The sequence below is a fragment of the Streptomyces sp. NRRL F-5727 genome (assembly GCF_000719555.1).
In the GTDB taxonomy this organism is placed as follows: Bacteria; Actinomycetota; Actinomycetes; order Streptomycetales; family Streptomycetaceae; genus Streptomyces.
In genome coordinates, this window is the sequence record NZ_JOGX01000008.1 from 165,847 (window position 1) to 190,574 (window position 24,728).

14 protein-coding genes are annotated in these 24,728 nt (G+C 73.4%); 9 read left to right on the forward strand and 5 right to left on the reverse strand.

Annotated features, from left to right (window positions below):
* Positions 1-4 precede the first annotated feature (4 nt).
* Together IF73_RS0109130 and IF73_RS0109135 are read right to left on the reverse strand one after the other, a co-directional pair.
* The gene (locus IF73_RS0109130; protein ID WP_031005412.1) at positions 5-208 is read right to left on the reverse strand and encodes a DUF397 domain-containing protein; all 204 of its coding nucleotides are present in this window, start codon (positions 206-208) and stop codon (positions 5-7) included.
* Positions 205-1,065 (reverse strand): helix-turn-helix domain-containing protein, encoded by an 861-nt coding sequence (locus IF73_RS0109135; RefSeq protein WP_031005415.1) that lies wholly within the window; start codon positions 1,063-1,065, stop codon positions 205-207. Before IF73_RS0109135 ends, IF73_RS0109130 begins: the two co-directional genes overlap by 4 nt.
* 149 nt (positions 1,066-1,214) lie before the next feature.
* On the opposite strand from IF73_RS0109135, the gene IF73_RS0109140 reads away from it, so the two are divergent.
* The 3 genes from IF73_RS0109140 to IF73_RS0109150 all read left to right on the forward strand — a co-directional run bounded on the left by IF73_RS0109140 (position 1,215) and on the right by IF73_RS0109150 (position 6,054).
* Positions 1,215-1,655, forward strand: coding sequence for an ATP-binding protein (locus tag IF73_RS0109140; RefSeq protein ID WP_031005417.1), 441 nt, complete (start codon positions 1,215-1,217; stop codon positions 1,653-1,655).
* 104 nt (positions 1,656-1,759) lie between these two features.
* The gene (locus tag IF73_RS0109145) at positions 1,760-2,185 is read left to right on the forward strand and encodes an effector-associated constant component EACC1 (protein WP_031005419.1); all 426 of its coding nucleotides are present in this window, start codon (positions 1,760-1,762) and stop codon (positions 2,183-2,185) included.
* The gene (locus tag IF73_RS0109150; RefSeq protein WP_031005421.1) at positions 2,182-6,054 is read left to right on the forward strand and encodes a caspase, EACC1-associated type; all 3,873 of its coding nucleotides are present in this window, start codon (positions 2,182-2,184) and stop codon (positions 6,052-6,054) included. The genes IF73_RS0109145 and IF73_RS0109150 overlap by 4 nt, the downstream gene beginning before the upstream one ends.
* Positions 6,055-6,071: 17 nt before the next feature.
* Here the strand turns inward: IF73_RS0109150 and IF73_RS0109155 are convergent, their stop codons facing one another.
* Positions 6,072-7,112, reverse strand: coding sequence for a beta family protein (locus IF73_RS0109155; protein WP_031005423.1), 1,041 nt, complete (start codon positions 7,110-7,112; stop codon positions 6,072-6,074).
* A 214-nt stretch (positions 7,113-7,326) separates the two neighbouring features.
* Here IF73_RS0109155 and IF73_RS0109160 point away from each other — a divergent pair, with 214 nt between their 5' ends.
* From IF73_RS0109160 to IF73_RS38590, 6 genes are all read left to right on the forward strand, one after another.
* Positions 7,327-14,289, forward strand: coding sequence for a DEAD/DEAH box helicase (locus IF73_RS0109160; protein ID WP_031005425.1), 6,963 nt, complete (start codon positions 7,327-7,329; stop codon positions 14,287-14,289).
* Positions 14,286-16,544 (forward strand): UvrD-helicase domain-containing protein, encoded by a 2,259-nt coding sequence (locus IF73_RS0109165; protein WP_031005427.1) that lies wholly within the window; start codon positions 14,286-14,288, stop codon positions 16,542-16,544. The genes IF73_RS0109160 and IF73_RS0109165 overlap by 4 nt, the downstream gene beginning before the upstream one ends.
* Before the next feature lie 354 nt (positions 16,545-16,898).
* Positions 16,899-18,824, forward strand: coding sequence for a hypothetical protein (locus tag IF73_RS0109170; protein WP_158821963.1), 1,926 nt, complete (start codon positions 16,899-16,901; stop codon positions 18,822-18,824).
* Positions 18,821-19,108, forward strand: coding sequence for a hypothetical protein (locus IF73_RS0109175; RefSeq protein WP_031005431.1), 288 nt, complete (start codon positions 18,821-18,823; stop codon positions 19,106-19,108). The genes IF73_RS0109170 and IF73_RS0109175 overlap by 4 nt, the downstream gene beginning before the upstream one ends.
* The gene (locus tag IF73_RS0109180) at positions 19,105-19,752 is read left to right on the forward strand and encodes a nucleotide exchange factor GrpE (RefSeq protein WP_031005433.1); all 648 of its coding nucleotides are present in this window, start codon (positions 19,105-19,107) and stop codon (positions 19,750-19,752) included. Before IF73_RS0109175 ends, IF73_RS0109180 begins: the two co-directional genes overlap by 4 nt.
* Before the next feature lie 72 nt (positions 19,753-19,824).
* A complete protein-coding gene (locus IF73_RS38590) occupies positions 19,825-22,329 on the forward strand; it encodes an Hsp70 family protein (RefSeq protein WP_051716632.1) in 2,505 nt (834 codons plus the stop codon).
* 18 nt (positions 22,330-22,347) lie between these two features.
* On the opposite strand, the gene IF73_RS0109190 is transcribed toward IF73_RS38590, so the two are convergent.
* Positions 22,348-23,901: an MFS transporter gene (locus IF73_RS0109190; RefSeq protein ID WP_199806627.1), complete on the reverse strand. Its 1,554-nt coding sequence runs from the start codon at positions 23,899-23,901 to the stop codon at positions 22,348-22,350.
* A 225-nt stretch (positions 23,902-24,126) separates the two neighbouring features.
* Complete coding sequence (locus IF73_RS0109195) at positions 24,127-24,540, reverse strand: RidA family protein (protein ID WP_031005438.1); 414 nt, start codon at positions 24,538-24,540, stop codon at positions 24,127-24,129.
* Positions 24,541-24,728 lie beyond the last annotated feature (188 nt).

Genomic DNA, 24,728 nt, shown 5'->3' on the forward strand with positions numbered 1-24,728 from the left:
GGTACTAGCGGCTCGCGAAGCCGACGAAGGCGGTCCACGCAGATCCGTCGATCACAAGTCCGGGACGGCGCGTGTCCTTGGAGTCGCGCACGTAGACGGTGTCTCGGCGTTCAGCCACCTCCACGCACTCCCCGCCGGAGCCCGTGCTGTAGCTGCTCTTGAACCACGCCAACTCATCCGTGGTCCCGGGGGGCTTTTCGGTGTTCATGACTCTCCCAGCAACTTCTCGACGAAGACCAGCGATGCCCGCGGAGTGAGCGCCTGGGCCCTGAGGATGCCGTACTGCTCCTCCAACTCACGGACCGGCTTGCGATCGGTGTGCAACCGACTGTCCTTGTATCCCTCCACATAGGCGATCCTCCGTCCGTCGCCCGTCTCGATCAAGGTGAAGGGGCCTTCGAGTCCAGCGTGCTCCTCCAGTTCGGTGGGCACCACTTGAATCTCGACGTTTCGGCGCTGGCCGATCAGCAGAACTTGTTCGAGCTGACCCCGCATCACCATCCAGCCTCCCAGGGGCCGCCGCAGCACCGCTTCCTCGATGACGAAGCTGATCGTCGGCAGCGGCACCCTGGCCAGAATCTTCTGTCGTGCGAGTCGTGCTGCTACCCGTTGCTCCACCGTCTCCTCAAGCAGCAGAGGACGCGACATGGTGAACACGGCTCGGGCGTAGTCCTCGGTCTGGAGGAGGCCCGGCACGGCCTTGGTCCCGTACACATGAAGCTCAACCGCCTCCGCCTCCAACTTCGCCGCGTCCCGGAAGAACGCCGGGTACTGCGCCCGCGCAACCTCCTCCTTCATCTCCTTCAGAACCTCGCCCGCGTCCAGCAACTCGTCCGCCTGGTCGATGAAGCGAGGCGGCGGCACCCGCCGCCCCTGCTCGTACGCCGCGATCGTCGACGCCGAGTACCCCAGCCACGCGCCGAACTCCGACCGCTCCACCCCGGCCCGCACCCGGAACCGTTTCAACTGGCGGCCAAAGACGCGCAGGATGCCCGAGCCCGGGTCCGGTAGGGCGGCGGCGCCGGCCGGGTCGTCGTCCTCTGCCCGCTGGGTGGATTCGTTCATGCCCGCCATCACCTCCACCGGCCAACGCCGCTCCGCGTCGGCCGTCACGCTCCGCGCCGCCTACAGGCGCCGACACCGCGCCTACCGCTGCCCCCTGTACGCGCGTCGGGTCTTACTCAGCGTAAACACCGCACGCCAGCCTGTGTCCCATGAACAGCGAAACTTCCCCCGCATCCCTTGCCCTTGAGTTCGCGATGCGCTTCACGTCCTCCCCACGCGGCGCCCGCCTCGCCCGGCGGCTCGTCTCCCATCGTCTGGACAGCTGGGGGCACCCGTACACCTCGACCGCCAACGAGACGATGACGCTGATCGCCGTCGAGTTGACCGGCAACGCCGTGCGTCACGGGCACGTGCCCGGGCGGAACTTCCACCTCCGGCTCACCGACTCGGCCGACACCCTGCGTATCGAGGTCACCGACACCCGTACCGAGCGCGTACCGCTGCTCTCCTCCCACGAGCCGCCCGGGGACGCCGAGTCGGGGCGCGGACTGCTGGTCGTGGCGCGGCTGGCGAGTCGGTGGGCGGTGGCGCCGCGCGTGGGCGCTCCCGGGAAGACCGTGTGGGCCGAACTGTGCCTTTCACGCCAATGACCAGCGGGTTTTCGGAAACGAGCCGACGGCCTGTCAGTGCGTGCCGCTAGCGTCGCCTGTCCGTGTGTGCACTGCACGGGGGAGCCCAAAGGAGAACAGCGCACGTGAGCAGCACCACCCACACCGACCCGGCCGCCGGTTACCGCATCTCCATCGTCGACGAAGATCCGCTGCGTGCCCGGCGCGAGGCCCGCGAGTTGCTCGCCGCCCTCGCCGGGGCCGACCCGCAGGCCGCGCTCGACGTTCCGGCCGCCCCCGCGACCACCGGCACCACCCCCGTCAAGGGCGGACCGGTCGCGGACCTCCTCAGTCTGGTGTTCGCCGGTGGCTCCCTGGCCGCCGCCACGCTTCAGCTGTGGCTGGCGCGCGTGCCGCAGCGGACGATCGTCGTCACGCGGCCCGATGGGGCGACGCTGACCATCTCCGGGAAGCAGGCCCGTGCGGACGACGCGCAGATCGAGCGGTTCCTCAACGGAGACTCCGGCCCCACGGAGGGCGACGGCGCGCAGGGCGGGCCGGGCGCGGCGTGAGTGACAACGACCGGTACGCCATGCTGATCGGCGTATCCACGTACGACAGCGAGCGGTACCACGATCTGCCGGCGGTGCGGGCGGACCTGCACTACATGCAGGCGGTGCTGGAGAGCACCGAGATCGGCATGTACAACGACTGCGCGATGGTCGCGGAGCCGACGCGCGCCGAGATGCTCCACGCCGTCGAGACGTTCCTGGAGGAGCGGCAGGCCAGCGAGACGGCGCTGCTCTACTTCAGCGGGCACGGGGAGTTCTGCGAGGCGGACGGGCAGCTGTACTTCCTGACGCGGGACGCCGATCCGGACGACCTGCCGGGTACGGCCGTGCCGGCCGAGTTCCTGGAGCGGATGCTCACGTCGTGCCGGGCCTCCTCGAAGGTCGTGCTGCTCGACTGCTGCTCCAGCGGCTCCGTCGTCCAGGGGTGGACGGCCAAGGGAGCGGCCGACGGCGGCGAACGGCCCGCGCCCAGCACGCTGCTGCGGCCGACCGGCGTCTACTTCATCACCGCCTCGGACGCCCTCCAGGCCGCCTCGGCACTGGCTCCGGCCGGTTCCTCGCTCGGCACGTCGCGGTTCACCGGGGAGATCGTCGAGGGGCTGCGCAGCGGGCGCATCAAGGACAGCGGCTGGATCACGCCGGACGACCTGTTCGAGTACCTGACCGCTCAGATGGTCCGCATCGGCGTGCCCGAGGAGCAGCGGCCCACGAAGTCCACCATCCGTGCGACGCATTCCCTGCCGCTGGCCCGCTCGGTTGCGCGGTCCGTCCAGCTCCCCGAGCCGCCGCCGGAGGCCGGTGGCGGTCTGCCGGTCTCCTCGGCGTTGTCGAAGGCCCGCGGCCTCGTCGCGCAGGACGAGCACGAGGGCGTGGACCGGGAACGTCTGCTGCGCTACTACGCGCACTGCCTGCGGGCGCAGGCCGAGTCGAAGATGCTGCCCGACCGGGACAGCGGCCGGAACTCCGAGTACTTCCTGCTGAGTCAGGGGCCGGAGACGATCCAGTCCGGACTGGGCTCCGGTCTTCCCGCACCCGGTGGGCTGCCCAAGGCGAAGAGCACGGGCGCGAAGGTCGACGAAGCCGGGCTGCAGGAGTACTGGTACGGGTACCCGGCCATCACGCTGCCCGAGCGCGGCGGGAACGGCGGCCGGCGGGCCGCGGTGCGCATCGCGCCGCTGCTGGTCCAGCCGATGGAGCTGGCGCCCGACGAGAACGGGCAGGACCGGCTGCGGCCGAGCGGGGTGCCGTCGCTGCACAGCGGCGTGCTCGCGGAGCTGCTGGAGGACGAGGAAGCGGCCGAGTTGCTCGGCCGCTGGCAGCCGACCTGGCAGGAGGGCAACGCCGCCCAGATGGTGAAGGCGGTACGGGAGCTCCTGACGCGGCTCGAACTCCCGGAGCTGGAACCACTCGACCTGTCCGCGCTCAGCGAGCGTTCCGTCATGGACTCGCTGCGTCCGGGCGCGCACAACGCCGCCGTTCTCCTCACGCCCTCGGGTCTGGAACGGACCGCGACCGAGGGCCTCGTGGAGAACCTGCTCCAGATGTCCACGCGCGCCGACCAGATCCCCGGCACCGCCCTGGACGCGCTGCTCACCGGTGGTGGCGACGGCGGACCGGCCGGGCTCGCGCCGCCCGTCCTGGTCTCCCCCGGGCCGTGCAACGAGAGCCAGGCGCAGGTGATCACGTCGGCGATGACCCGGCCGCTCACCGTCTCCACCGGGCCGCCCGGCACCGGGAAGAGCGAGGTGGTGGCGGCGGTCGTCGCCACCGCGGTGGCCGCCGGGCAGTCCGTCCTCGTCGCCTCCACCAACAACGAGGCCGTGAACGTGGTGGCCGAGCGCTGCGACGCCATCTCCCCAGGGCTGCTCATGCGGACGGGGAACTCCGAAGCCCTGGAGGCCGAGGCCGCGAAGCTGGAGCGGCTCCTCGCCGATCCGGTCGAGACCCCGGCGCGGGGTGCGGCGACCGTCGCGGGCGACCTCAGGAACCGGCACGCCCGGGCCGCAGCGCACGAGGCCGAGGCAGCGCGGCTGGTCGGCGAGGAGGCACGGCTGCTGGAGCTGCTGCGGGAGCGGGAGCGCCGCGCGGACGAGCTCGGGCTGCCGGCGGAGCTGCTGGAGCGGGCGTGGTCCGAGGGCGGCAGCGGGGCGCTCGCCGACTGGGAGGACCGGGCGCGGAGGGCCGCCGTCGCCCGCTGGTACTCCTTCGGCCGGTGGCGCAGAGGGCGGGCGCTGTCCGCGTTCGTCGCCTCCGCCGGGGAGGGCGGTACGGGCGCGTGGCCGGACTGGGCCGCGGAACGGCCCGTACCGTCCGAGCTGCTGCTGGCCCTCGCCGAGGCCGCCGGAGTGGAAGGCGCGCTCAGGAGTCTCGTACCCGGGCATCTCGCCCTGGACGAGCAGGCGCTGAAGCGGGCGCGGCTGGAGAGCCGGGCGGGGCTGTCGGAGGTGTCGGGCGAGCTGGCCCGGGCCGTGTCCGCCGAGGCGATGACGCGGGGGCGGTCGCTGATGGCCCAGCGGCTCCAGGCCCTGCGCCGGCGCTCCGGCTTCTGGAAGAGCCAGCGCAATCTGATGGCGCACCTGAAGGGCTGGGCCATCAGCACCCACTCGGTGCGCCAGCTCGAACTCGTCCCGGAGCTCTTCGACCTCGTCGTGATCGACGAGGCCAGCCAGTGCTCGATCCCGTCGGTGCTGCCGCTGCTGTTCCGGGCCAAACGGGCGCTGGTCATCGGGGACCCGATGCAGCTCGGGCACATTCCCGGGATCACGGCGCAGCAGGAGCGACAGGCCCGCGTGCTGGCCGGGCTGAGCGCGGCGCAGTTGGAGGATCACCGGCTCGCTTACCACGTGTACTCCGCGTACCACGCCGCGGCGCAGCACGGCGAGGAGACGCTGCTGCTCGACGAGCACTACCGGTGCCATCCGGCGATCGCCGATGTCGTCAACGGTCACTGCTACGCCGGGCAGTTGCAGGTCCTCACCGACGTCAGGAAGCAGGTTCCGGCGCTCGATCCGGTCGGGTCGGGCGGTCCGGCCCCCGCCCTCGGCTGGGTGGACGTGCCGGACGGCGTGTCCGCGCTGGGCCAGGGTGGCCGGTCCTCGCGGAACGCGGCGGAAGCCGCCCGGGTGCGGGAGACGGTGGACGAGCTGCTCGCGCGGCTTCCCGAGGACGCGACGGTGGGCGTGGTGACGCCGTTCCGTGCCCAGAAGGACGCCCTGGCGCGGGTGTGGGCGGACGACGACCGCGTGCGGGTCGGCACGGTGCACGCCTTCCAGGGCGGGCAGCGGGACGTCATGGTCCTCAGCCCGGTGGCCACCGACAATACCCCGCCCCGTACGACTCACTGGGTGTCGAGCCAGGTCAACCTGTGGAACGTGGCCGTCACCCGGGCGAAGTCGCAGCTGATCACCGTGGGCAGCCACGCCTTCTGGCAGGGGCAGGCGGGGCTTCCGGCGCTCCTCGCGGGGCGCTCGGAGGTGCTGGGAGCGGGATCGTCGGCGGACCGGCCCGGCGCGGCCTCCGGCGCGAGGCGGCGGAGCTCCTTCCGTGAGGAGCTCACGGACAGGCTCCAGGACTTCCTCGGGCGCCGTGGTGTGACCGATCTGGAGCGCGAGGCGGTGGTCGGCGGCCACGTCGTCGACCTGCTGTTCACGGTGGACTGCGCCAACACCGCCGTCCTCGTCGACACCGGGCCCGAGCACGGGCAGGACCCGGCCCGCCATCTGCGGCTGACGCACGCGCGCGGCGACCTGCTGCCCGGGCTGCCGTCCGGCGGCTCCGGCGCGAAGCCCGGACCGGTGGCGCGGACGGTCCGGGTGCCGGCGTGGCGGATCCTGGCGGGTGACGTGTCGCTGGAACCGCTCTTCGCCTGAGCGCGCACCCGGCGGGGTCAGGGCCGCAGGCTCCGGACGACGTGCGTGATGTGCTGGATGTTGCCGACGCGCAGCCAGACTCCGGCGTTTCCGGTGCCCTTGGGGCCGTGCCCGTGCGCGCAATCGCGCAGCCAGGTCTCGCCCGCGCTCGCTGCCGGACCCCGGAAGTCCGGCAGGGCGAGGATGTCCCGCGCGGCGGCCCGGACGGAGGCGGCCCGGTCGGGGCCTCGCGTCGGCACCTTCACGAGGACGTACGACTCGTCGGTGGTGTACCGCAGAACGCCCCAGGGCGGGCCGCCGCCGTTGTCGGTGGAGGGGCCGCGGGCGATCGCCTTGGTGGAGTCGATGCCGTAGTCGCCGTACGCGAGGGCCCGGACGAACTCCCGTCCGGCGCGGTGCAGATCGCGCCACACCCGCCAGTCCCAGCGGGGCTCCACGTCCGTGCCGTGCTCCGGAAGCCCGGCGGGGAAGGCACCGCCCAGGACGGCCGCCGTGCGCCAGGGGAACAGCGGCAGCAGGGTGTCGAGCGCGCGCCGTGTCTCCTTCGCGGCGTCGGTGCGGTCGGCGAGGACGGCGCCCAGGTCGAGCAGGAGGTCCGCCTCCACAGCGGGGTCGACACGGGCGAGGAGGTCGCGGACGGCATGAAGGGGCACGTCGTCCCAGTGGCCGGGCATCATGAGGCGAATGCCGACCCCGTTCCCCGTGGCACGAGCGTGCCGGAGCATCGCGTTCTGGTGAGCCTCGGAGCGGTCGGGGCCCGTCACCGGGCGCAGCGGACTCACGTCGGCGTCCGCGGACAGCGCCTCGGCCAGCGCCGACTGCTGTCCCTCGTCGGCGAACGGGCAGTCGACCCAGGCCGGATGATGGCGATGGGCCTTTCGGACGCGCCACAGGTCGTCCCGTACGCCCACGGCGAGGGCGTCGGGATGCACGCCCGGGCGGGGCGGAAGGTTCCACAGCGGCAAGACGGCCGCCTGCACCGCCGGGGTCAGCTGCCGGTACGCCTGGCAGGCGTGCTGCTTGGCCGGCAGGACGGGTACGTACAGCGGTCCGGACATGGCGGCTCCCCCTTGGCTCTGCCCGCGTCCTCTTCGCCGCGCCTGTCCTCGTCCGTTCCGTTGTCCGTTCCAGGATCCGCCGCGTCACCGCCACACGAAATGGCGTCTTTTCAGCCTTCATGACTGAAACTTCAATGAATCTGGAAGCGCTGTGATCACCGAGGTACTGTTCGTGAGGCTCGGCAGCGGTATCGGCAAGGTGAAAGGGACCGTCGTGAAGCCCACCATGGCCGCCGCCCAGTTGCGCGGCAGTCTGACGCAGTACCTCACGACGACGTACGCCCTCGCCGACGAGGGCACCCGGCGTGCCCTGGAGCGCTTCCTCGGGCATCCCGAGACGGGGATCTTCCGGGGGCCGTACCTCCGGATCCGGACACCGTTCCACGTGGCCGACGACGGCTGGCAGCGGGAGCTGGAGTGGACGGCCGGGTTCCCCGGCTTCGCCCCGTACCGGCACCAGGCCCGGGCGTGGGCGCGGTTGTCCACGCTGCACGGCCCGGCCCGGCCGACGCTGGTGACCACCGGGACGGGCTCCGGCAAGACGGAGTCGTTCCTGATCCCGGTGCTCGACCACTGCCGCCGCGAGCGGGCGCGTGGCAACCGGGGCGTCAAGGCCGTCCTGCTGTACCCGATGAACGCGCTCGCCACCGATCAGGCCGGCCGCATCGGCGACTACCTGGCCCGGCCCGAACTGGCGCAGGTGACGGCCGGTCTGTACATCGGCGACCGGCCCGACACGGACTTCCGCCGGGTGATGACCCGGCGCGAGGAGATGCGCGTGTCGCCGCCGGACGTGCTGATCACCAACTACAAGATGCTCGACCTACTGCTCCAGCGCGGCGAGGACCGCTCCCTGTGGGAGGGCGCCGACCTGACGTATGTCGTGCTGGACGAGTTCCACACGTACGACGGGGCACAGGGCACCGACGTGGCGATGCTGCTGCGGCGGCTGGCCGCGGCGACCGGTGCGTCGCGGCCGGGCCGGCCGCTCGGGTCGATCTGTCCGGTGGCGACGTCGGCGACCCTTGGCGAGGGCCCGGCGGACGCCGCGGGCAAGGAGGCGGGCGGCATCCTTGATGTGGCGTCGCGGGTGTTCGGGATGCCCTTCCCGGCCGACGCGGTGGTCGGCGAGGAGCGGATGACGGCCGAGGAGTTCACGGGTGCCGTGGACTACGAGCTGCCCGAGCCGCCGACGCCGCAGGAGGTCATCGCCTGTTCGGGCGGTCCGGGTGTGGAGGCCCAGCCCGATCTGCTGGACCTGGACGGGCTGGCGCAGCGGCTGCTCGGCCGCGCCGGCCTCGACGCCTTCCGCATCGGGCGGCTGCTCAGGCGCCACGACTTCACCCACGGCGTGCTGTCGCTGCTCGGCGGGGAGCCGCTGGACGAGTGGGGGCTGCGGGACCGGCTGGCCCGCTTCGGGTACGCGTGGGGGCGCACGGCGCGGGAGAACCCGCAGCTGGTGCTCCAGGCACTGTCGCGGTTCGTCGCCCTGCTGTCGGCGGCGCGCGACCCGGAGTCCGACGAGCGCCGGCCCAGGCCGTTGCTGCACATCGAGGCCCACCTGTGGATCCGGCCCGTCACCCGGGTGCTGCGCGGTGTGGGGGCGGCGCCGGAGTTCCGCTGGTACGAGGACGACCGCACCGCGGCGCGCCGGGCCGCGCTGCACGCCGCACCGGTCACCGACGAGGAGTCCGACGGCTCGTCCGGCGGCTGGCCGTCGGCCTCCGCCCGGCCGCAGCCGCTGCCCGGGGCCGACACCGCCGTCCGGCCCGCCGAGGTGCATCTGCCCGCGGTGTACTGCCGCAACTGCGGCCGTTCCGGCTGGGCCGCGCTGTCGCCCGAGGCGGACCCGCAGCGGCTGGTCATGGCGCAGGACCGGATCTGGCGGGCGTCCGTGGGCCGGGACAAACGGCGCCTGCGCTACTTCATCGCCGCCACGCAGGGCGAGCGGCAGCAGACGCTGGACGCGCTGACCGGTGCGCGGCCGTCGGACGGCGGCGGAGTCGACCCGCTGTCGGTGGTGGTGCTCGACGGCGGGCAGGGCACGTACCGGCTGCCGACGCCGTCGGACGCGGGCGACCTGATCGACGCCTGGTTCGCGCTGGCCGTGCTCGACAAGAAGTCGGCCGACCGGGCCGCCAAGGACGACCGCTGCCCGGCCTGCCACACCGACAACAGCATCCGCTTCCTCGGCACCGCGCAGGCGGCGCTCGCCTCGGCGACCGTCACCCAGCTGTTCACGGGCGGCGACATCGCGCTCGTACCGGAGGAGCGCAAGACGCTGCTCTTCAACGACTCCACGCAGGACGCGGCCCACCGGGCCGGATACGTCGCCAACGCCTCGTACAAGTTCTCGCTGCGCTCACTGCTCGCCCACAACCTGGACGAGTCGGGCGCGCCGACCGCGCTCAACGACCTGATCGGGCACGTCCTGGAGTCGGTGGACGACCCCGAGGCGCTGGCCGCCGTCGTGCCGCCCGACCTGCACGACGAGCCCGGCGTCGACCGGCTCCTCTCCGGACGCGGCACCGGCGACGCACGGACGTGGAAGCTCATCGGCGAGCGTCTCGCCTTCGCCACCGTCATGGAGTTCGGTCTGCGCAGCCGCATGGGCCGCACCCTGGAGCTCACGCGGACCGCCGCGGCCGAAGTGGTCGTCGCGGAGCCCGAGCGCGTCACGGCGCTCGCCCGCGACATCCACCTGTCCCTGCCGGGCCAGCTCCTCGTCACCGGCGGACTGCCCACGCCCGACCGCTACCTCGCTTACGTCCGCGGCCTGCTGGAGCGCCTGCGGCTGCGGGGCGCGGTGCACCACCGGTGGCTCGACACCTGGATGAAGGAAGCCGGCACCAACCGGTACCTCATCTCCGGCCGCAGGCCGGAAGGCATGCCCGCGTTCCCCGAAGGCGTCGCGCCGCCGCGCTTCCTGCTGGACGGACAGAAGGACAGGTCGGAGTTCGACGCGATCACCGGCCGGCTGGGTTGGTACCAGGACTGGACCCGCCGTTGTCTCGGCCTGGACGCCGCCGGTGCCACCGAGTACCTGCGGCGGCTGCTGCCCGCCCTCGCCGACGAGCGGGTGCTCGCGGTGCGCACCGCCCGGGACCGGCAGACGCGGCTCTACGGACTGCAGCCGGGGCACATCGAGGCGCGGCTGCTCGACGACGCCGTCGTCAACAAGGCCTTCGTCAGCTGTGAGGACTGCGGCTGGCAGCAGGTCGTGGCGCCGGAGCGCCGCACCCGCTGGTACGGGCACCCGTGCCCGCGCTACCGGTGCAAGGGACTGCTGACCCCGCCCCAGCCGGGCATGCCGCGCAGCGGGGCCGGCACCTCCGGGTTCGGCTCGGCGGTCCGCGAACGGGACTACACCGGCGACTACTACCGCCGGCTCTATCTGACGGGCGGGACGTTCCGCGTGGTCACCGCGGAGCACACGGGCATGCTCACCAGGCCCGAGCGCGAGCGCGTCGAGCGCAGCTTCAAGGCGGGCACGCACTACACCGACCCGAACGTGCTGTCGTGCACGCCCACGCTGGAACTCGGCATCGACATCGGCGAGTTGTCCGCCGTGCTGCTCGGGTCCCTGCCCAAGGGCCCCGCCAACTACGTGCAGCGGGCCGGCCGTGCGGGACGCCGTACGGGGAACGCGCTGGTGGTCGCCTTCGGCGGGCGTCGCGCCCGCGACCTGTACTACCTGGACGAGCCGTCGGAGATGATCGCGGGGACGATCCTTCCTCCCGGCTGCTACCTGTCGGCCGTGGAGATCCTGCGCCGCCAGTACACGGCCCGGCTCCTCGATCTCGCGGCGAGCGGCGGGCTGCGGACGTCCGACGGCGAACTCCTGCCGCCGGTGCCCCGGTTGTCCTCCGCGCTGTTCGGCACCACGGGCTGGTGCCAGGACCTGGCGGACGCCGCGCAGACCCACGGCGCCACGCTGATCGAGGAGTTCCTCGCCCTGTTCCCGGAGGGCGGCGACGATGCCGACGGTGGCGTGTCGCCGTACGCGGCGGACGAGCTCAGGGCGTACGCCACCGGCGGCATCGTCCGGGCTCTGCAGGAGGCGGAGGAGGACTGGACCGGCCGGCGCGAGGAGCTCCGGCGCAGGATCGCCGCGATCGACGAGGCGGCCGAGCACCTGGTCCGCACGGACGTCGTCCAGGACCGCGAACGCCGGGAGCTGCTCGCCGAACGGCGCAGCGCGGGAGACCTGCTGCGGGAACTCAGCCAGTCGAGTGCGCACGGCACGCTGGTGGAGCTCGGACTGCTGCCGAACTACAGCCTCACCGACACCACCACCCAGCTGGAAGCGACGCTGTACTGGACGGAGACCCCGGACGACGAGGAGGACACCCGGCCGGAGAACCCCGCGGGGGACCCGGCCAAGCGGGTGTACCGCAGCGAGACGCGGGACTACGAGCGCTCCCGCAAGCTCGCCCTGACCGAACTGGCCCCTGGGAACAGCTTCTACGTCAACGGCTACCGACACGTGGTGCGCGCGCTCGACGTCGGCACCCCGGACCGCCGGGCCTGGGCCGAGTGGCGGCTCTGCCCGGCGTGCGGGTACGTCCGTACGCACGACGCCAGGAAGGACACCAGCCCGTGTCCCCGCTGCGGCGGGCGGGAGATCGCCGACGCGGGCTGCGTGCAGTACGTGCTCCAGCCGCGGCGCGTCGTCTCCCGTGACAAGCGGGACGACGCCCGGGTGCGGGACGACCGCGACGAGCGGGACCGCCGGCACTACGCGGTGCTGACGACCGTCGACGTCGACCCGGAGCGGATCACCCCCGGGTCGTGGCGGCACGAGACGGCCGTCTTCGGCGTGGACTTCACCCGACATGCGAAGATCCGCACGCTCAACCTGGGTCTCGACCGGGAGGAGGGCAGCAGCACCGTGCCGCTCGCAGGCGCGGACGTGCGGCTCAACCCCTTTTACGTGTGCACCAGTTGCGGCGGCGCGACGGCCGAGGGCCGTCCGGTCGTGGACGTGCCCCAGCACGCGCTGACGGACTCCGGCGCGGCAAGCACCGCGGCCGCCGCCCACCACCTGCTGTGGTGCCCGCGCCGCCGGACCAGGGAGACCCCGACGGCCGAGCCGCAGGGCAAGGGTGAGGACGTGCCGCTGCTGCTCGCGCACGAGCTCACCACGGAGGCGGTGCGCATCCTGCTGCCCGCCTCCGTGGCCCGCGCCAAGGAACGCCTCGCTTCGTTCACGGCGGCCCTGTTCGCGGGCATCGCGGCGCAGTACGGCGGCGATCCCGACCACATCGACATCGCCGAGGCGACGATGCCCGACCACCTGGGCGCCGACGGCTCCGACTGGCCGCGGCGGTTCCTCGTGGTCTACGACCGCCTCCCGGGTGGCACCGGCTATCTGCACCGGCTCGCGTCCGCCGACGGCTTCCGGGACGTGCTGCTCAAGGCGCGGGACGTCATCGAGGACTGCGGGTGCCGCGAGAAGGGTCTCGACGGCTGCCACCAGTGCCTGCTGCGGCGCGTGCCGGCGGCCGACTACGACAAGGTCAGCCGCAACGAGGTGCGGCAGATGCTGGAGGACCTCCTCGGCGAGGACGGTTCGCGCTGGCGGACCTCACCCGTCGCGACGACCCGGCACATCCCGCTGGAGCGGCAGGCCGAGAGCGATCTGGAGATCCTGTTCATCGAGACGCTCCAGGAGTGGGCGAGGCTCGCCGAGTCCGCCGCCACCGCCGACGCGTACACCACGTCGGCCGGCACGTACGCGCTCGACCTGCGGCTGACGGGCGACGACGGGGCGACCGTGAGCTGGCGGGTCTCGCAGCAGCGTGCGCTGGACGGCACCCGGCCCGACATACTCCTCGAACGGCTCGACGCGCCCGGCCCTCGCGTCGCGGTGTACCTCGACGGCTTCGCCTACCACGCGACCCCCGAGCACAACCGGCTGGCCGACGACGCCACCAAGCGCACCGGTCTGCGCAGCGAGGGACTGCGGGTGTTCCAGCTGTCGTACGACGACGTCAAGGAATGGCGCGAGCGCGTACGGGACACCGGATACGCGGCGGCGGGCCCGGCCGACCCGGTCTGGCAGCCCTACCCGGCGGACGCGCAGAACCGGGCACGCGACTACTACAGCCGCATCGGCGGAGGACTGCCCGGCGAGCTGTCCGACGCCGTCTGGGTCAACCCCGCCCGGCTCCTGCTCGCCTATCTGCGGACGCCTGACGCCGCACGCTGGCAGCGGCGGGCCGAAGCCGCCGCCGCGGGGCTCGTCGGCGCGGCCGACGTCCGCGCCGCCGCCCTCGGGCCGGACGGCATCGGGCCGGCCCTGCTGTCGGCACTGGGCGGCGGGCCGGTCACGGGCCCTGCGGGACCGGTCCGGCTCGTGTACGGGCCCGACGCTTCCGGCTGCCGGCTCGTCCTGGCCGCGGACGGCCGGCGCACCCCGCCGGTCTGGACAGGTCTGACTGTGCTCGACGACAGCGCCGAGGCCATGGCCGACGCGCGGGCCCACCGGAGGCGCTGGCGGGCCTGGTTGTACTGGAGCAACGTGCTGCAGTTCCTGGACCACGGGGGCGGCGACAGCGCCCAGCTCACCACGAGCCTCGTCGACGGCTTCGCTACCGAAGCGCTGACCGTGACCGGCGGCGAGGGATGGCTGCAGTCCGCCCGGACCGAGATTCCCCGGGAGGAGTCGGCGCCGGTCGCGGCCGAGGCGGCGGCGGTCGAGGTCGGCGCCGTCCGGGACGGCGCACCGGCGGCCGTGGTCGTCGCGGCCGCGGCCTCTGCCGGAGTGGCGGCGGCCGCCGCCGAGCCGGTCGCCTCTCCGGCAACCGGCCGGGACCCGGGCTGGGACCCGGTGCTCGAACTCCTCGATCCCGACGAGGCGGGCCTGTCCGAACTGGCCTTGGCCCTGGCGGAGGCCGGGGTGCCGGCGCCCGAGGACGGTTACGAGCTCGACGAGCGGGGCTGGCAGGCAGAACTGGCCTGGCCCGCGGCCCGCGTCGGCGTGGTCCTCGCCGCCCGCGACGACGGCCCGGAGCCGGACCACGAGGCCGCCGACCGGGACAAGGCCTTCGCTGCGGCCGACTGGGACGCCCGTACGGCGACGGCCTGGGACGCCGCCGATCTGGCCGCCCGGCTGCTCGGACGGGGCCGGGACACGAACCACGACAGCACCAGTGACGGGGAGCACACACGATGACCGCCTCGGGCGTGACGCTGCGCCTGCTCGACAAGGCCGACAAGGAGATCCTCAAGCTCCCCCGCACGGTCAAGGGCGCCTTCTTCGACTTTCAGCACAAGTTCAAGACCAACCCGCACACCACCGGCCTCAAGCTCCAGCAGCTCAAGGGAGACAGCCGCCTGTGGTCGGCGCGCGTCAGCGACGACTACCGGGCGCTGCTGATCCGGCTCGCCGAGGACGACTGGCTGATCGTCTCCGTCAAGCACCGCAAGGACGTCTACGACCGGCTGTCGGCGCAGGTCAACCAGGTCACCGGTGGTATCGAGTACGTCGACCTGGAGGTCGTGGAGGAGAGCGTCCTCCGCCGGCTTCCCGCCCCGCCCGCCCCCGCGCCGGCCGCGCCTGAGGCCCCAGCGCCCGAGGCCGTCAAACCGCAGGAGCTCTTCGCGGCCTGGACCGATACCCAGCTGTCGGAGCTCGGCGTCGCCGAGCCGCTGCTCCCGGTCATCCGGACGCTCACCACCGAGGACCAACTGCTCGGCCTCGTCGAGTACGCGCCTCAGCTCACCGGCGAGGTACTGCTCGCCCTCGTCGACGGCAAGTCGTACGACGAAGTCCTCGACCAGGTGACGACTCCCGTCGCCGTCGCCGAACCGGTCGACCCCGAGGACTTCCAGGCCGCGGCGCAGCGCCCGGCCACGGTCGTCACCACCTCCGACGAGGCCCTCCGCGAGGCCCTGGAGGGCGGCGACTTCAGCCGCTGGAAGGTCTTCCTTCACCCCACCCAGGCCAAGCTCGTGGAACGGCGCTACTCGGGTCCGGCCCGGGTCGGCGGCGGGCCCGGCACGGGCAAGACCATCGTCGCCCTGCACCGGGTGCGTCATCTGGTGCGGCAGCTGCCGCCCGGCCGCGACAAGCCGGTCCTCCTCACCACCTACAACAAGAACCTCGCCGCGGACCTGCGCTCCCGGCTGCTGGAACTGGGCGGCGAGGAGCTGCTGGCCCGGGTCGAGGTCAGCCACGTCGACCAGCTGGCGCTGCGCATCGTGCGCGAGGCCGAACCGGGCAGCGGCAAGCAGGTGATGGACGACAGCCAGGCCGTACGCGAATGGCGGGCGCTGCTCGACGAGCTGGGCGAGGAAAGCTGGGACCCCGAGTTCCTGCACGACGAATGGACCCAGGTGATCCTGGGGCAGGCCGTCGCCACGCGCACCGACTACTTCCGCGCCCGACGGGCCGGCCGCGGCCGGAACGTCACCCGGGGCGAGCGCGCCGAGATCTGGCAGCTCGCGGAACGCTTCACCCAGCGCCTGGACCGGCTCGGACGCCAGACCTGGGACCAGGTCGCCGAGCGCGCCGCCCGGCTGGAGATGGGCCGCGAACAGCGGATCCTCTCCCTCGCACGGCAGCGGGAGGAGGCCGGCGGCCTCGACAACATCCACGTCGCGGACGGCTCCGGTGGCTGGCTGCGCTACCGGTACCGACACATCGTGGTGGACGAGGCCCAGGACCTGCGCCCGGCGCACTGGAAGATGCTGCGCGCGATGGCGCCCCGGGAGGCGGACGACCTGTTCCTGGTCGGCGACACCCATCAGCGCATCTACAAGAACCAGGTGACGCTCGGCAGCCTGGGCGTCAACATCCGGGGCCGGTCGTCGAAGCTGAGCCTGAGCTACCGCACGACGCGCCAGATCCTCCGCTCGGCGCTCGACGTGCTCGGTGAGACGGACTACGACGATCTCGACGGCGACAAGGAAACGCTGGCGGGCTACCGGTCCGTGCTCAGCGGACGGCAGCCGTCAGGGCACTCCTACCCGGACTGGGCCGCCGAGCGGGAAGGCATCGCGGCCCTCATCGCGGGCTGGGACGCCGACCCCGATCTGGCCATTCCGCACGAGCAGATCGCCATCTGCGTACCGACGAACCAGATGGCCGCCGAGATCGGCTACACGCTCGGCACGCACGGCATCCGGCCGGTGGAGATCCGTGCCGACGGACCCCAGGGCGACGGCGGCGTGCACATCGGCACGATGTTCCGGTTCAAGGGACTCGAATACCAGCGGATGATCATCGCGGGCGTGTCGGACGGCCTGGTGCCGCGCGAGGCGGTGAGCCGGCTGCGCACGAGCGATCCGGTGCGGTACCGCCACGAGATGCAGCGGGCCCGGTCCCTGCTGTTCGTGGCGGCCACCAGGGCTCGGGACAGCGTGGATGTCTTCTGGCATGGCAACCCCAGTCCGTTCCTGGGCCCCGGACTGACGCAACAGGAGTAGATCGGGGCTGGGCAAGGACCCACGAACACGCCCGCGGGGAGCCCTCTGGGACTTCCGGCCGAATCAACGAGCACGACCATGAAACAGCCGAAAGACGATCTGCATAGGCCAGTCACTCAGGGAGATGGATCTCGGCAGGTCACAGAATCGCCTAATTCTCCTCCAGGACATCTGACGCCCGCGCCACGACGACCGGTGTGCCGCCGCCACGGCGGCGCGCCGGTCGTCGTGCTTCCCCTCCAAGGCGAAATCGCGCCAAGGTCGACCGGCCCGCAGGGAGCGCGTTGACCTCGCCAACACGCCTCCCTACCGTGGGTGTTGCTGCGTCGGGGGCGGAGCGAGGGGGGCACGGGCTTGCGCGTGGACACGACCGGAGGGGCCGATCCGTCCGTCACGGCGGAATCCCTGCTGGACGCCGCCGTACGGGCTTTTCTGCGCGCCGAGTTCGACATCGTGCGGCCTCTTCTCCACCGGATCCGGAGCGAGTTCGGCGCGCCCGACACCGATCCCGCCGCCGTGCGGTACGACGTGCTCCTCGGCGCGCTGGCCGCGCGGGCCGGGAACTGGCCGGAAGCGGTCCGGCGCTGCCCCGACGCCCCCTACGGGGCGGAGACCGGGATCGTCCACTCCCTCGCCGTGAGCGCGCTGCGCGAACTGGCGCGGGAGGGACGGCACACCGACGCCGGCGTCGCCGCGGTCGTCATCGTGCTGTGGGCGTACCTCCTGGAGGACGAGGACCTGGGCGGCTTCCGCGCCCTGCTCCAGGAGCGGCGGGACGCGCCCGTACCGGACGAACTCTGGGAGCAGGCCCTCGGACAGCTCCGCGGCCGCGTCGCCGAGCTGCTGCGCGCCCACGACGTGCGGGCCGGGCGGGACGCGCTCGCCGCCTGGCACACGGCCTGGGAGGCCGAGTGCCAGATCGGTGCGGTCTTCCTCGCCGACGTGCCCACGGACGCGGGACCGCACGCCCTGGTCTCCGTCGAGGAGGCCGCCCGGCAGCTCGCCCACCACGGACGCGGAGACGAGCTCCTCGCGGCCTACGCCACCCGCCACCCCGGCCTCGGCACCTGGACCGAGGAGGCTCCCGCACACCGCGCGGCCGCGCCCTTCCTGCGCAGGGCCCTGGTGGACCGGGGCCGGGACCGGGTGCGGGCCGGCGCGTGGGGCGAGGCGCTCGCCGACCTCGGCGCGGCGGTACGCCTCGGGCACCCCCTCGGCGCCGACGAGCGGGCCGACGTCCTGCGCGCGGGCAAGAACGTCGGGCGCAGCCGTACCGGGCGGGACAACTCGCCCCTCGTACGGATCGACGGGCTCGAACAGGCCCTCGTCCTCCTGCCGGGCGACGAGGTCCTGACCGCCGAACTCACCGCCGAGCTGGTACGGCAGGGCGAGAGGACCGCCGGCACCGATCCCCGGGAGAGCCGGCGATGGTACGCGCGCGCCCTGGCCGTGACACCGGGTCACCCCGCCGCCCTCGCGGGCCTCGACGCGCAGCTGCGGGCGGACCTGGAGAAGGCGCTCCGGGGGACCTACACGGGGGACGGCATCCTGGCGGACGAGGTGCGCGGGCTGCTCACCCGCCACCCGGGCCACGCGCCGGCCCGGCGGTGGCTGGAGAACCACTACACCGAGCACGCCGTGGCCGCCGCCGTCGACGGACGCGTCGACGAGGCCCGGGGCGCCGTCCTCGCGCTGCTCCGCCACCAGGACCCGGCCGGCACGTACGACACCGAGCGCGTCGACGACCGGCTCGCGGCCCTCCTGGTCGGCGCGGCCACGCGCACCGTCGCGGGAGCGCCCCTCGCCGGCCCGCAGGACGGCCCCGCCCTGGAACACCGCGTCGCCCTGGAGGTCGCGGCCGCCCGGCAGCGCGGGGTCCTCCTCGTCCGCCGCGCCGAACTGGAACGCCGGGTCGAACTGCTGGCCACGGCCGCGGCGATCCCGGGGCCCGGCCGGGGCGACATCGCCGGGCTGGCCGACGGGGCGCTCCTCCACCTCGCCCTGCACCTCCAGGCCGACGCGGCCTGGACGGACATCATCGAACTGTTCCTCCGGGGCCGGATCCGGCCCGGCGCCGACCCGGCCCTCGACCGGGCCGTACGGGTCGCCTACCTGTGCCGCGCCCGGGCCCGCGAGCAGGCCGGCGACACCGACGGGGCGCGGCACGACCGCGCCCGCGCGGACGGCGTCCGCGCCGGCGTGCCCGCGCGTGCCCCGCTCTTCCGACGCGAGGGCCCCGTCCCCCGCACCTCCGACTCCGGACAGGACACCCTCTTTTGAGCACCGGCAGCGAAGCCCCGCAGACCTCCTCCGGTCCCTCCCCGCTCCCCTGGTTCGGGCCCACGCTCCACGAGCTCCTGTCCGACGCCCCGCTCGGCACCCGGCCCGTGGACCTCCGCAGGCGGGCGGCCCCGGAGCTGTCCGCCGCCGCGGCCCGGAAGGACCCGGCCCGGCACGCCCTGGTCCACCGGGCCAACCAGAACTCCCGGACGCCCGTCGCCGCGCTGGTCGCCGAGATGCTCACCCCGCCCCTGCCGCACCACGACACCGAGGAGCGCCCATGACCGGCCCAGGTCCCCTCCCCGCCGAAGCCGGCGGCCCGCCGTCCGAACTGGACAAGCTGCGCCGCCGGGTCGCCGCGCTGTCCGAGAAGCGCGACGAGGCCGAGGCCCGGCTGCACGCCCTGCTGGGCGCGCTGCTGTCGCTGGACGACGTGCTCGCCGACACCCGCCTCCGGGCCGGGGTCCTGCACGCGGCGCGGTCCGCCCGGGAGACCGCCTCGGCGGCGCTGGCCCTGGGCGAGCAGATCGACGCGGCCCACCTGATGCTGCGCGCCGAGTTCGAGCGGCACGACGTCAGCCCGATGGACGTCGTGGGCAGGGCCGTCGACCCGGCGGAGATGCGGGTCGTCGGCACGGAACCGCACCCGGACCATCCGGGCGGCACCGTGCTGCGGGAGACGGTCACCGGCTTCCGGCGGGGTTCCGACACCCTGCGGGCGGCGCAGGTGGTCGTGTCGGTGCCGGGGCCCGCGCCGGAGCCCGTGTCCGCACCGGAAACCGAACCCGGTCCCGTAACGGAGTCCGGGCCCGCGGCCGATGCCGTACGCGCCCAGCCGCGGCGCACCACCCGCGCGCAGCGGCGGCTGCTCCGCAAACCGTCGGTGCGCCGGACACGCCGCCCCCGCCGGCCCCGCCGCACCGACTGACCCGCGCCCCGCCAGACCCGACCCACCGCCCGCCCCGCCTCCGCCGGACCACGACGATCAGGAAGCGCCTTCATGCACCGGACCCTCGGCATCGATCTCGGCACCACCAACTCCGTCACGGCCTGGATGCGCGAGGGAGTCCCCGTCGTCCTGCGCAACCGGGACGGCGGCCAGGCCACCCCGTCGGCCGTCGGGGTGGACCCGCTCGGCAGCCTGCTCGTCGGACAGGAGGCCCTCAACTGGCGCTCCGCCCAGCCCGGTTCCGTGATCACGGAGGTCAAGCGGCTGATCGGGCGGCGCTGGGACGACGAGCTCGTCCAGAAGGCGCTGGCGACGCGCCCCGCCGACGCCCCGCCCGTCCGGGAGGGCCCCGACGGCACGGTGCAGGTGCGGCTCGGCACGCACTGGCTCTCCCCCGTGCAGGTCTCCGCCGTGCTGCTCCGCCGGCTCCGTAAGGACGCCGAGGACGCGGCGGGAGTGCCGTTCCGGCGGGCGGTGATCACCGTGCCCGCGTACTTCGCCGAGCCGCAGATCGCCTCGGTGCGCGAAGCGGGACGGCTGGCCGGGTTCCACGTGGCGCGGGTCGTGCAGGAACCGACGGCCGCCGCGCACGCCTTCGGCGTCAGGGCGGGCGAGGACGGGCTCAAGGAGTACGCCACCGTGCTCGTCTTCGACCTGGGCGGCGGCACCTTCGACGTGTCGCTCCTGACGATCGGCCCCGGCCACTTCTCGGTGGCCGGACTCGGCGGGGACAACCTCCTCGGCGGCGCCGACTTCGACGCGGTGCTCGACGGCTATCTGCGGGACCGGTTCGGCGGCCGGGAGCCCGACGGGGAGGGCGACGCCTTCCGGATCCGGAAGGCCGCCGAGCGGGCGAAGATCGAACTGTCCGGGCAGGACGCCTCCGAGGTCGTCCTCTCCCCGCTCGGACGCCAGGGCGGTTCCTGGGCGGGGACGGTGCGGCGCGCCGAGTTCGAGCAGCTCCTCACGGGCCACCTGCGCAGGATGCGGGAGACGGTCGAGCAGGTGCTGACCGAGTACAGCGCGACGCCCGAGGACGTCCAGCGGGTCCTGCTGGTCGGCGGCTCCACCCTCGTCCCGGCCGTCCGGCGCGGCCTCCAGGACCTCTTCGGCGCGGACACGGTGTCGGACGCGGTGGACCCCATGACGGCGGTCGCCCACGGCGCCGCCGTGGAGGCCGGGCTCCTCGACACGCTCGACTGCCCGTCGGAGACCTGCACCGGCGAGCGGATCCCCGTCGACGCCGACGCCTGCCCGGACTGCGCCACGCCCCTGCTCGGCCCGGCCACCGTCGACTGCCCGGGCTGTCACGTCCCCGCCGCCGAGTCCACCGCCGCCTGCCCCGTCTGCGCCGCGGACCTGTCCGGGCTGCGCGCCGCCGCGCCCGCCGTCGCGCTCGTCACCTGCCCGGCCTGCGGCCGCGACGACAACCCGGCCACGGCGGCCGTGTGCGGCGACTGCGACGCGCCCCTGGACACCGGCGGCCTGAAGTGCCCCAGCTGCGACATGATCAACGCCCCCGGTCTGAGCGCCTGTTCGAACTGCGGAGGCGACTTCGGCACGGCGCTCGCCGAGCAGGTCACGGCCCAGCCCATCGGCATGGAGCTGCGGGACGGCACCCTGAAGGTGCTCTTCCCCGGGGGCACCCCGTACCCGACCGAATGGCACCGGGTGGACGACCTCGAGATCCGCGGCGACAACGGCACCGCCGTCCGGTTCAACCTCTGGGAGGGCCGTCACCTCCGCTCCGCGCAGCGCAACGACTTCTGCGGCGGCTTCCTCCACGAACAGCCCGGGGGGCTCCGCGGCGAGCTGCCGCTCACCCTGTACGTACGGCTCGACGCCGACCGGACCATCGCCCTCAAGTACCGCATCGGCTCCGGCGACGAGCACGGGGCCCGGCTCCGGCGCAGCGTCGTCTCCGCGTCCGTCGGCCGGAGGGCCGCCGCCCTCCGGGCCGGCTACGCCACCTACCTGGACACCTGGCGGCAGGAGCTCACCCACGCCGAGATCGACGCGCTCACCGAGTTCACGGAGGACCTCGCGGCCCTCGGTCGCGGCGAGCCCGTGAGCCGGTCCCTCGACGGGTTCCTCGACTCCGCCCGCGACACCCTGGACCTGTGCACCCGGGCCAGGAGCGCCCAGGTGGGGGCGTGGATCATCTCCACGGGCGGCCGCGGCCTGCTGCCGCCCGCGCTCCTGGAGGATCTGCGGAAGGCGGGCGAGGCCGTCAAGGACGCGCGCGAGACGATGGACACCGACGCCCTGCGGACGGCCACGGAACGGGTGGAGACCCTGTGGCCCGGAATCGACCCGACGGTCCGCACCGCGCTGTACGCGATCCGCCTCGCCGAGCAGGAGTCCTATCCGGCCACCCTGCGCACCGAGGTGCTCGACGCCCGGGACACCCTGCGGAGCGCGATGGCCTCCGGTGACCGGGCCGCGCAGGACACGCAGCTCGTCCGTCTCGGCCGGCTCGGCGAGCAGGGCCGGGGGCAGTTCGCCGAGGACCGCGACCTCACGGCCCCGACCAGCGTCCTGCCGTCGCAGAAGTGAGGGCCGCCGGGCGGGTGCTCACCCGCCCGGCATCACCCCGCCGCCCTTCAGGCGTTCGATGTCCGAGGGGCGGACCTGGATGACGAAGAGGGCGATCAGGAAGGCGACCACCGCGAAGGCCGCGGCGACGATGAAGCCGGCCGAGACGCCCGAGGTGAGGACCTCGTCGCTCCAGGGGGGCGGGAGTTGGCCGGTCTCGGCGAAGCGGACCTTCTCCGCGGGGCTCGCCTGGGCGAGGAAGGCCGGGACCTGTTCGTCGGCCTCGTTGCGGCTGGCGGTGCCGAAGACGGTGACCAGGATGGAGAGGCCGAGCGAACCGCCCACCTGCTGGGTCGCGTTGAGCAGGCCGGAGGCCGCTCCGGACTCGGCGGGCTGGACGTTGGAGAGGGCCATCAGGGTCAGCGAGACGAACATCAGGCCCATGCCGGCGCTGAAGACGAGCATCGGGCCGAGGATCGAGCCCGCGTAGGTGGAGTGCACGTTCGTCAGGGTCAGCCAGGAGAGGCCCGCGGCCAGGCAGAGGGCGCCGAGGACCATGAAGGGCTTCGGGCCGAACTTCGGCAGGAGTTGGGAGGTGATGCCGGCCACCACCGCGATCACCGCGCTGACCGGCAGGAAGGCGAGTCCCGCCTCCAGGGCGCTGAAGCCGAGGACCTGCTGCACGAAGAGGGTCAGGAAGAAGAACATCCCGAAGATCGCCGCCGCCAGGCAGAGCATCATGCCGTACGTGCCGGCCCTGTTGCGGTCCGCGAACATGTGCAGCGGGGTGATCGGCTGCCGGCTCCTGCGCTCCACCAGGATGAAGGTGACCAGCAGGACCACCGCCGCGCAGAACGAGGCGATCGTCCACGGGTCGCTCCAGCCCTCCTGCGCGGCCCGGATGAAGCCGTACACCAGCGCCACCATGCCGAGCGTCGACGTCAGCGCGCCCGCCAGGTCGAAGTGGCCCGGGTGCCGCTCGGACTCCTTGACGTGACGTGGCGTCAGCAGGGCGATCATCAGCGCGATCGGCACGTTCACGAAGAAGATCCAGCGCCAGTCGAGCCATTCGACGAGCATCCCGCCCGCGAGCAGACCGATCGCTCCGCCGCCCGCCGAGACACCCGCGAACACGCCGAACGCCCGGTTGCGTTCCGGGCCTTCCTCGAAGGTGGTGGTGATCAGCGAGAGCGAGGTCGGCGAGGCGATCGCGCCGCCGACGCCCTGGAGGGCGCGGGCCGCGAGGAGTTGCCACGACTCCTGCGCGAATCCGCCGAGCAGGGAGGCGAGTCCGAAGAGCAGCACGCCGAAGATGAAGACGCGGCGCCTGCCGAGGATGTCGCCGGCCCGCCCGCCGAGCAGCAGCAGTCCGCCGAAGGTCAGCGTGTAGGCGTTGACCACCCAGGAGAGGCTGGTGGTCGAGAAGTCGAGGGCGCTCTGGATGTGCGGGAGCGCGATGTTGACGATGGTGATGTCCAGGACGACCATCAGCTGGCAGGAGGCGATGACGAAGAGGGCGATGCCCTTGCCGTCGCCCGCGCCGGTGGGAGTGGATTCCACCGCCGGAGTCGTCCGCTTCGGTGTACTACTCATGATCGCTCATGGCGCGTCGCGCCCTCACCCCAGGAGACGTGGGCCGGTCGGTCCACCTTTCGACACTAAGCCCGGCCTCCGGACGCGACCAGTCGATCAAGCGGCGTGCGGCACGCGCTCTCCGCACCCGCCGAGCATGCCGCGTCCGTTGGGCCCCCCGCGCCCCCGCGCCCTCCGCGCATGCCGCGTCCGCCGTGCCCGCCGTCGGGCACCGCCGTGCGCCGGTCAGACGCCGCCCGGCTCCTCCAGCACGGCGAAGCCGTCGAGTTCGACGAGCGCCCGCTCCTCCCGGAGCCGTACGACCTCCACCACCGTGAGCGCCGGATAGTCGATGCCGGCCATCCGCCGCCAGACGCGGTCCAGTTCGGCGGCCTCGGCGCGGTAGGCCGCCATGTCGGTCGTGTGGACCGTGAGCCGGGCCAGGTCGGCGGGGGCTCCGCCGGCGTGCCGCAGGGCGACGAGGAGGTTGCCGAGCGCCGCGGCGAACTGCTCGGTCAGCGTGGAGCCGACGACGGTGCCGGCGCCGTCGAGCGCCGTCTGTCCGGAGAGGAAGACCAGCCGGCTGCCGTTGGCGGTGACCGCGTGCGCGAAGCCGGCGGGCGGGGGGAGTTCCGCGGGGTTGTGGCGGTGCAGGCTCATGGGGCGGCTCCTCGACCGGAGTGGGAGGTGGGTGGAGGCCGTCAGGTCGTCCGTCGTGCCCCTGTCGGTGAATGGGGTGAGAATGCCCGCATGTGGGCCCTCTCCGACGCCCTCGGGCGTCCCGGTCGCCGTCCCCGGCCCGGACCGGGCGGTGCGACGACGCCGCCCTGTCGCGGACAGGTGACGTC

Bases quoted from the DNA above. Each gene is read 5' to 3' on its own strand.
- IF73_RS0109195 (WP_031005438.1), bottom strand. From the start codon at position 24,540: ATGAGCCTGCACCGCCACAACCCCGCGGAACTCCCCCCGCCCGCCGGC.
- IF73_RS0109155 (WP_031005423.1), bottom strand. From the start codon at position 7,112: ATGTCCGGACCGCTGTACGTACCCGTCCTGCCGGCCAAGCAGCACGCC.
- IF73_RS0109180 (WP_031005433.1), top strand. From the start codon at position 19,105: ATGACCGGCCCAGGTCCCCTCCCCGCCGAAGCCGGCGGCCCGCCGTCC.
- IF73_RS0109135 (WP_031005415.1), bottom strand. From the start codon at position 1,065: ATGAACGAATCCACCCAGCGGGCAGAGGACGACGACCCGGCCGGCGCC.
- IF73_RS0109130 (WP_031005412.1), bottom strand. From the start codon at position 208: ATGAACACCGAAAAGCCCCCCGGGACCACGGATGAGTTGGCGTGGTTC.
- IF73_RS0109190 (WP_199806627.1), bottom strand. From the start codon at position 23,901: ATGAGTAGTACACCGAAGCGGACGACTCCGGCGGTGGAATCCACTCCC.
- IF73_RS0109165 (WP_031005427.1), top strand. From the start codon at position 14,286: ATGACCGCCTCGGGCGTGACGCTGCGCCTGCTCGACAAGGCCGACAAG.
- IF73_RS0109140 (WP_031005417.1), top strand. From the start codon at position 1,215: ATGAACAGCGAAACTTCCCCCGCATCCCTTGCCCTTGAGTTCGCGATG.
- IF73_RS38590 (WP_051716632.1), top strand. From the start codon at position 19,825: ATGCACCGGACCCTCGGCATCGATCTCGGCACCACCAACTCCGTCACG.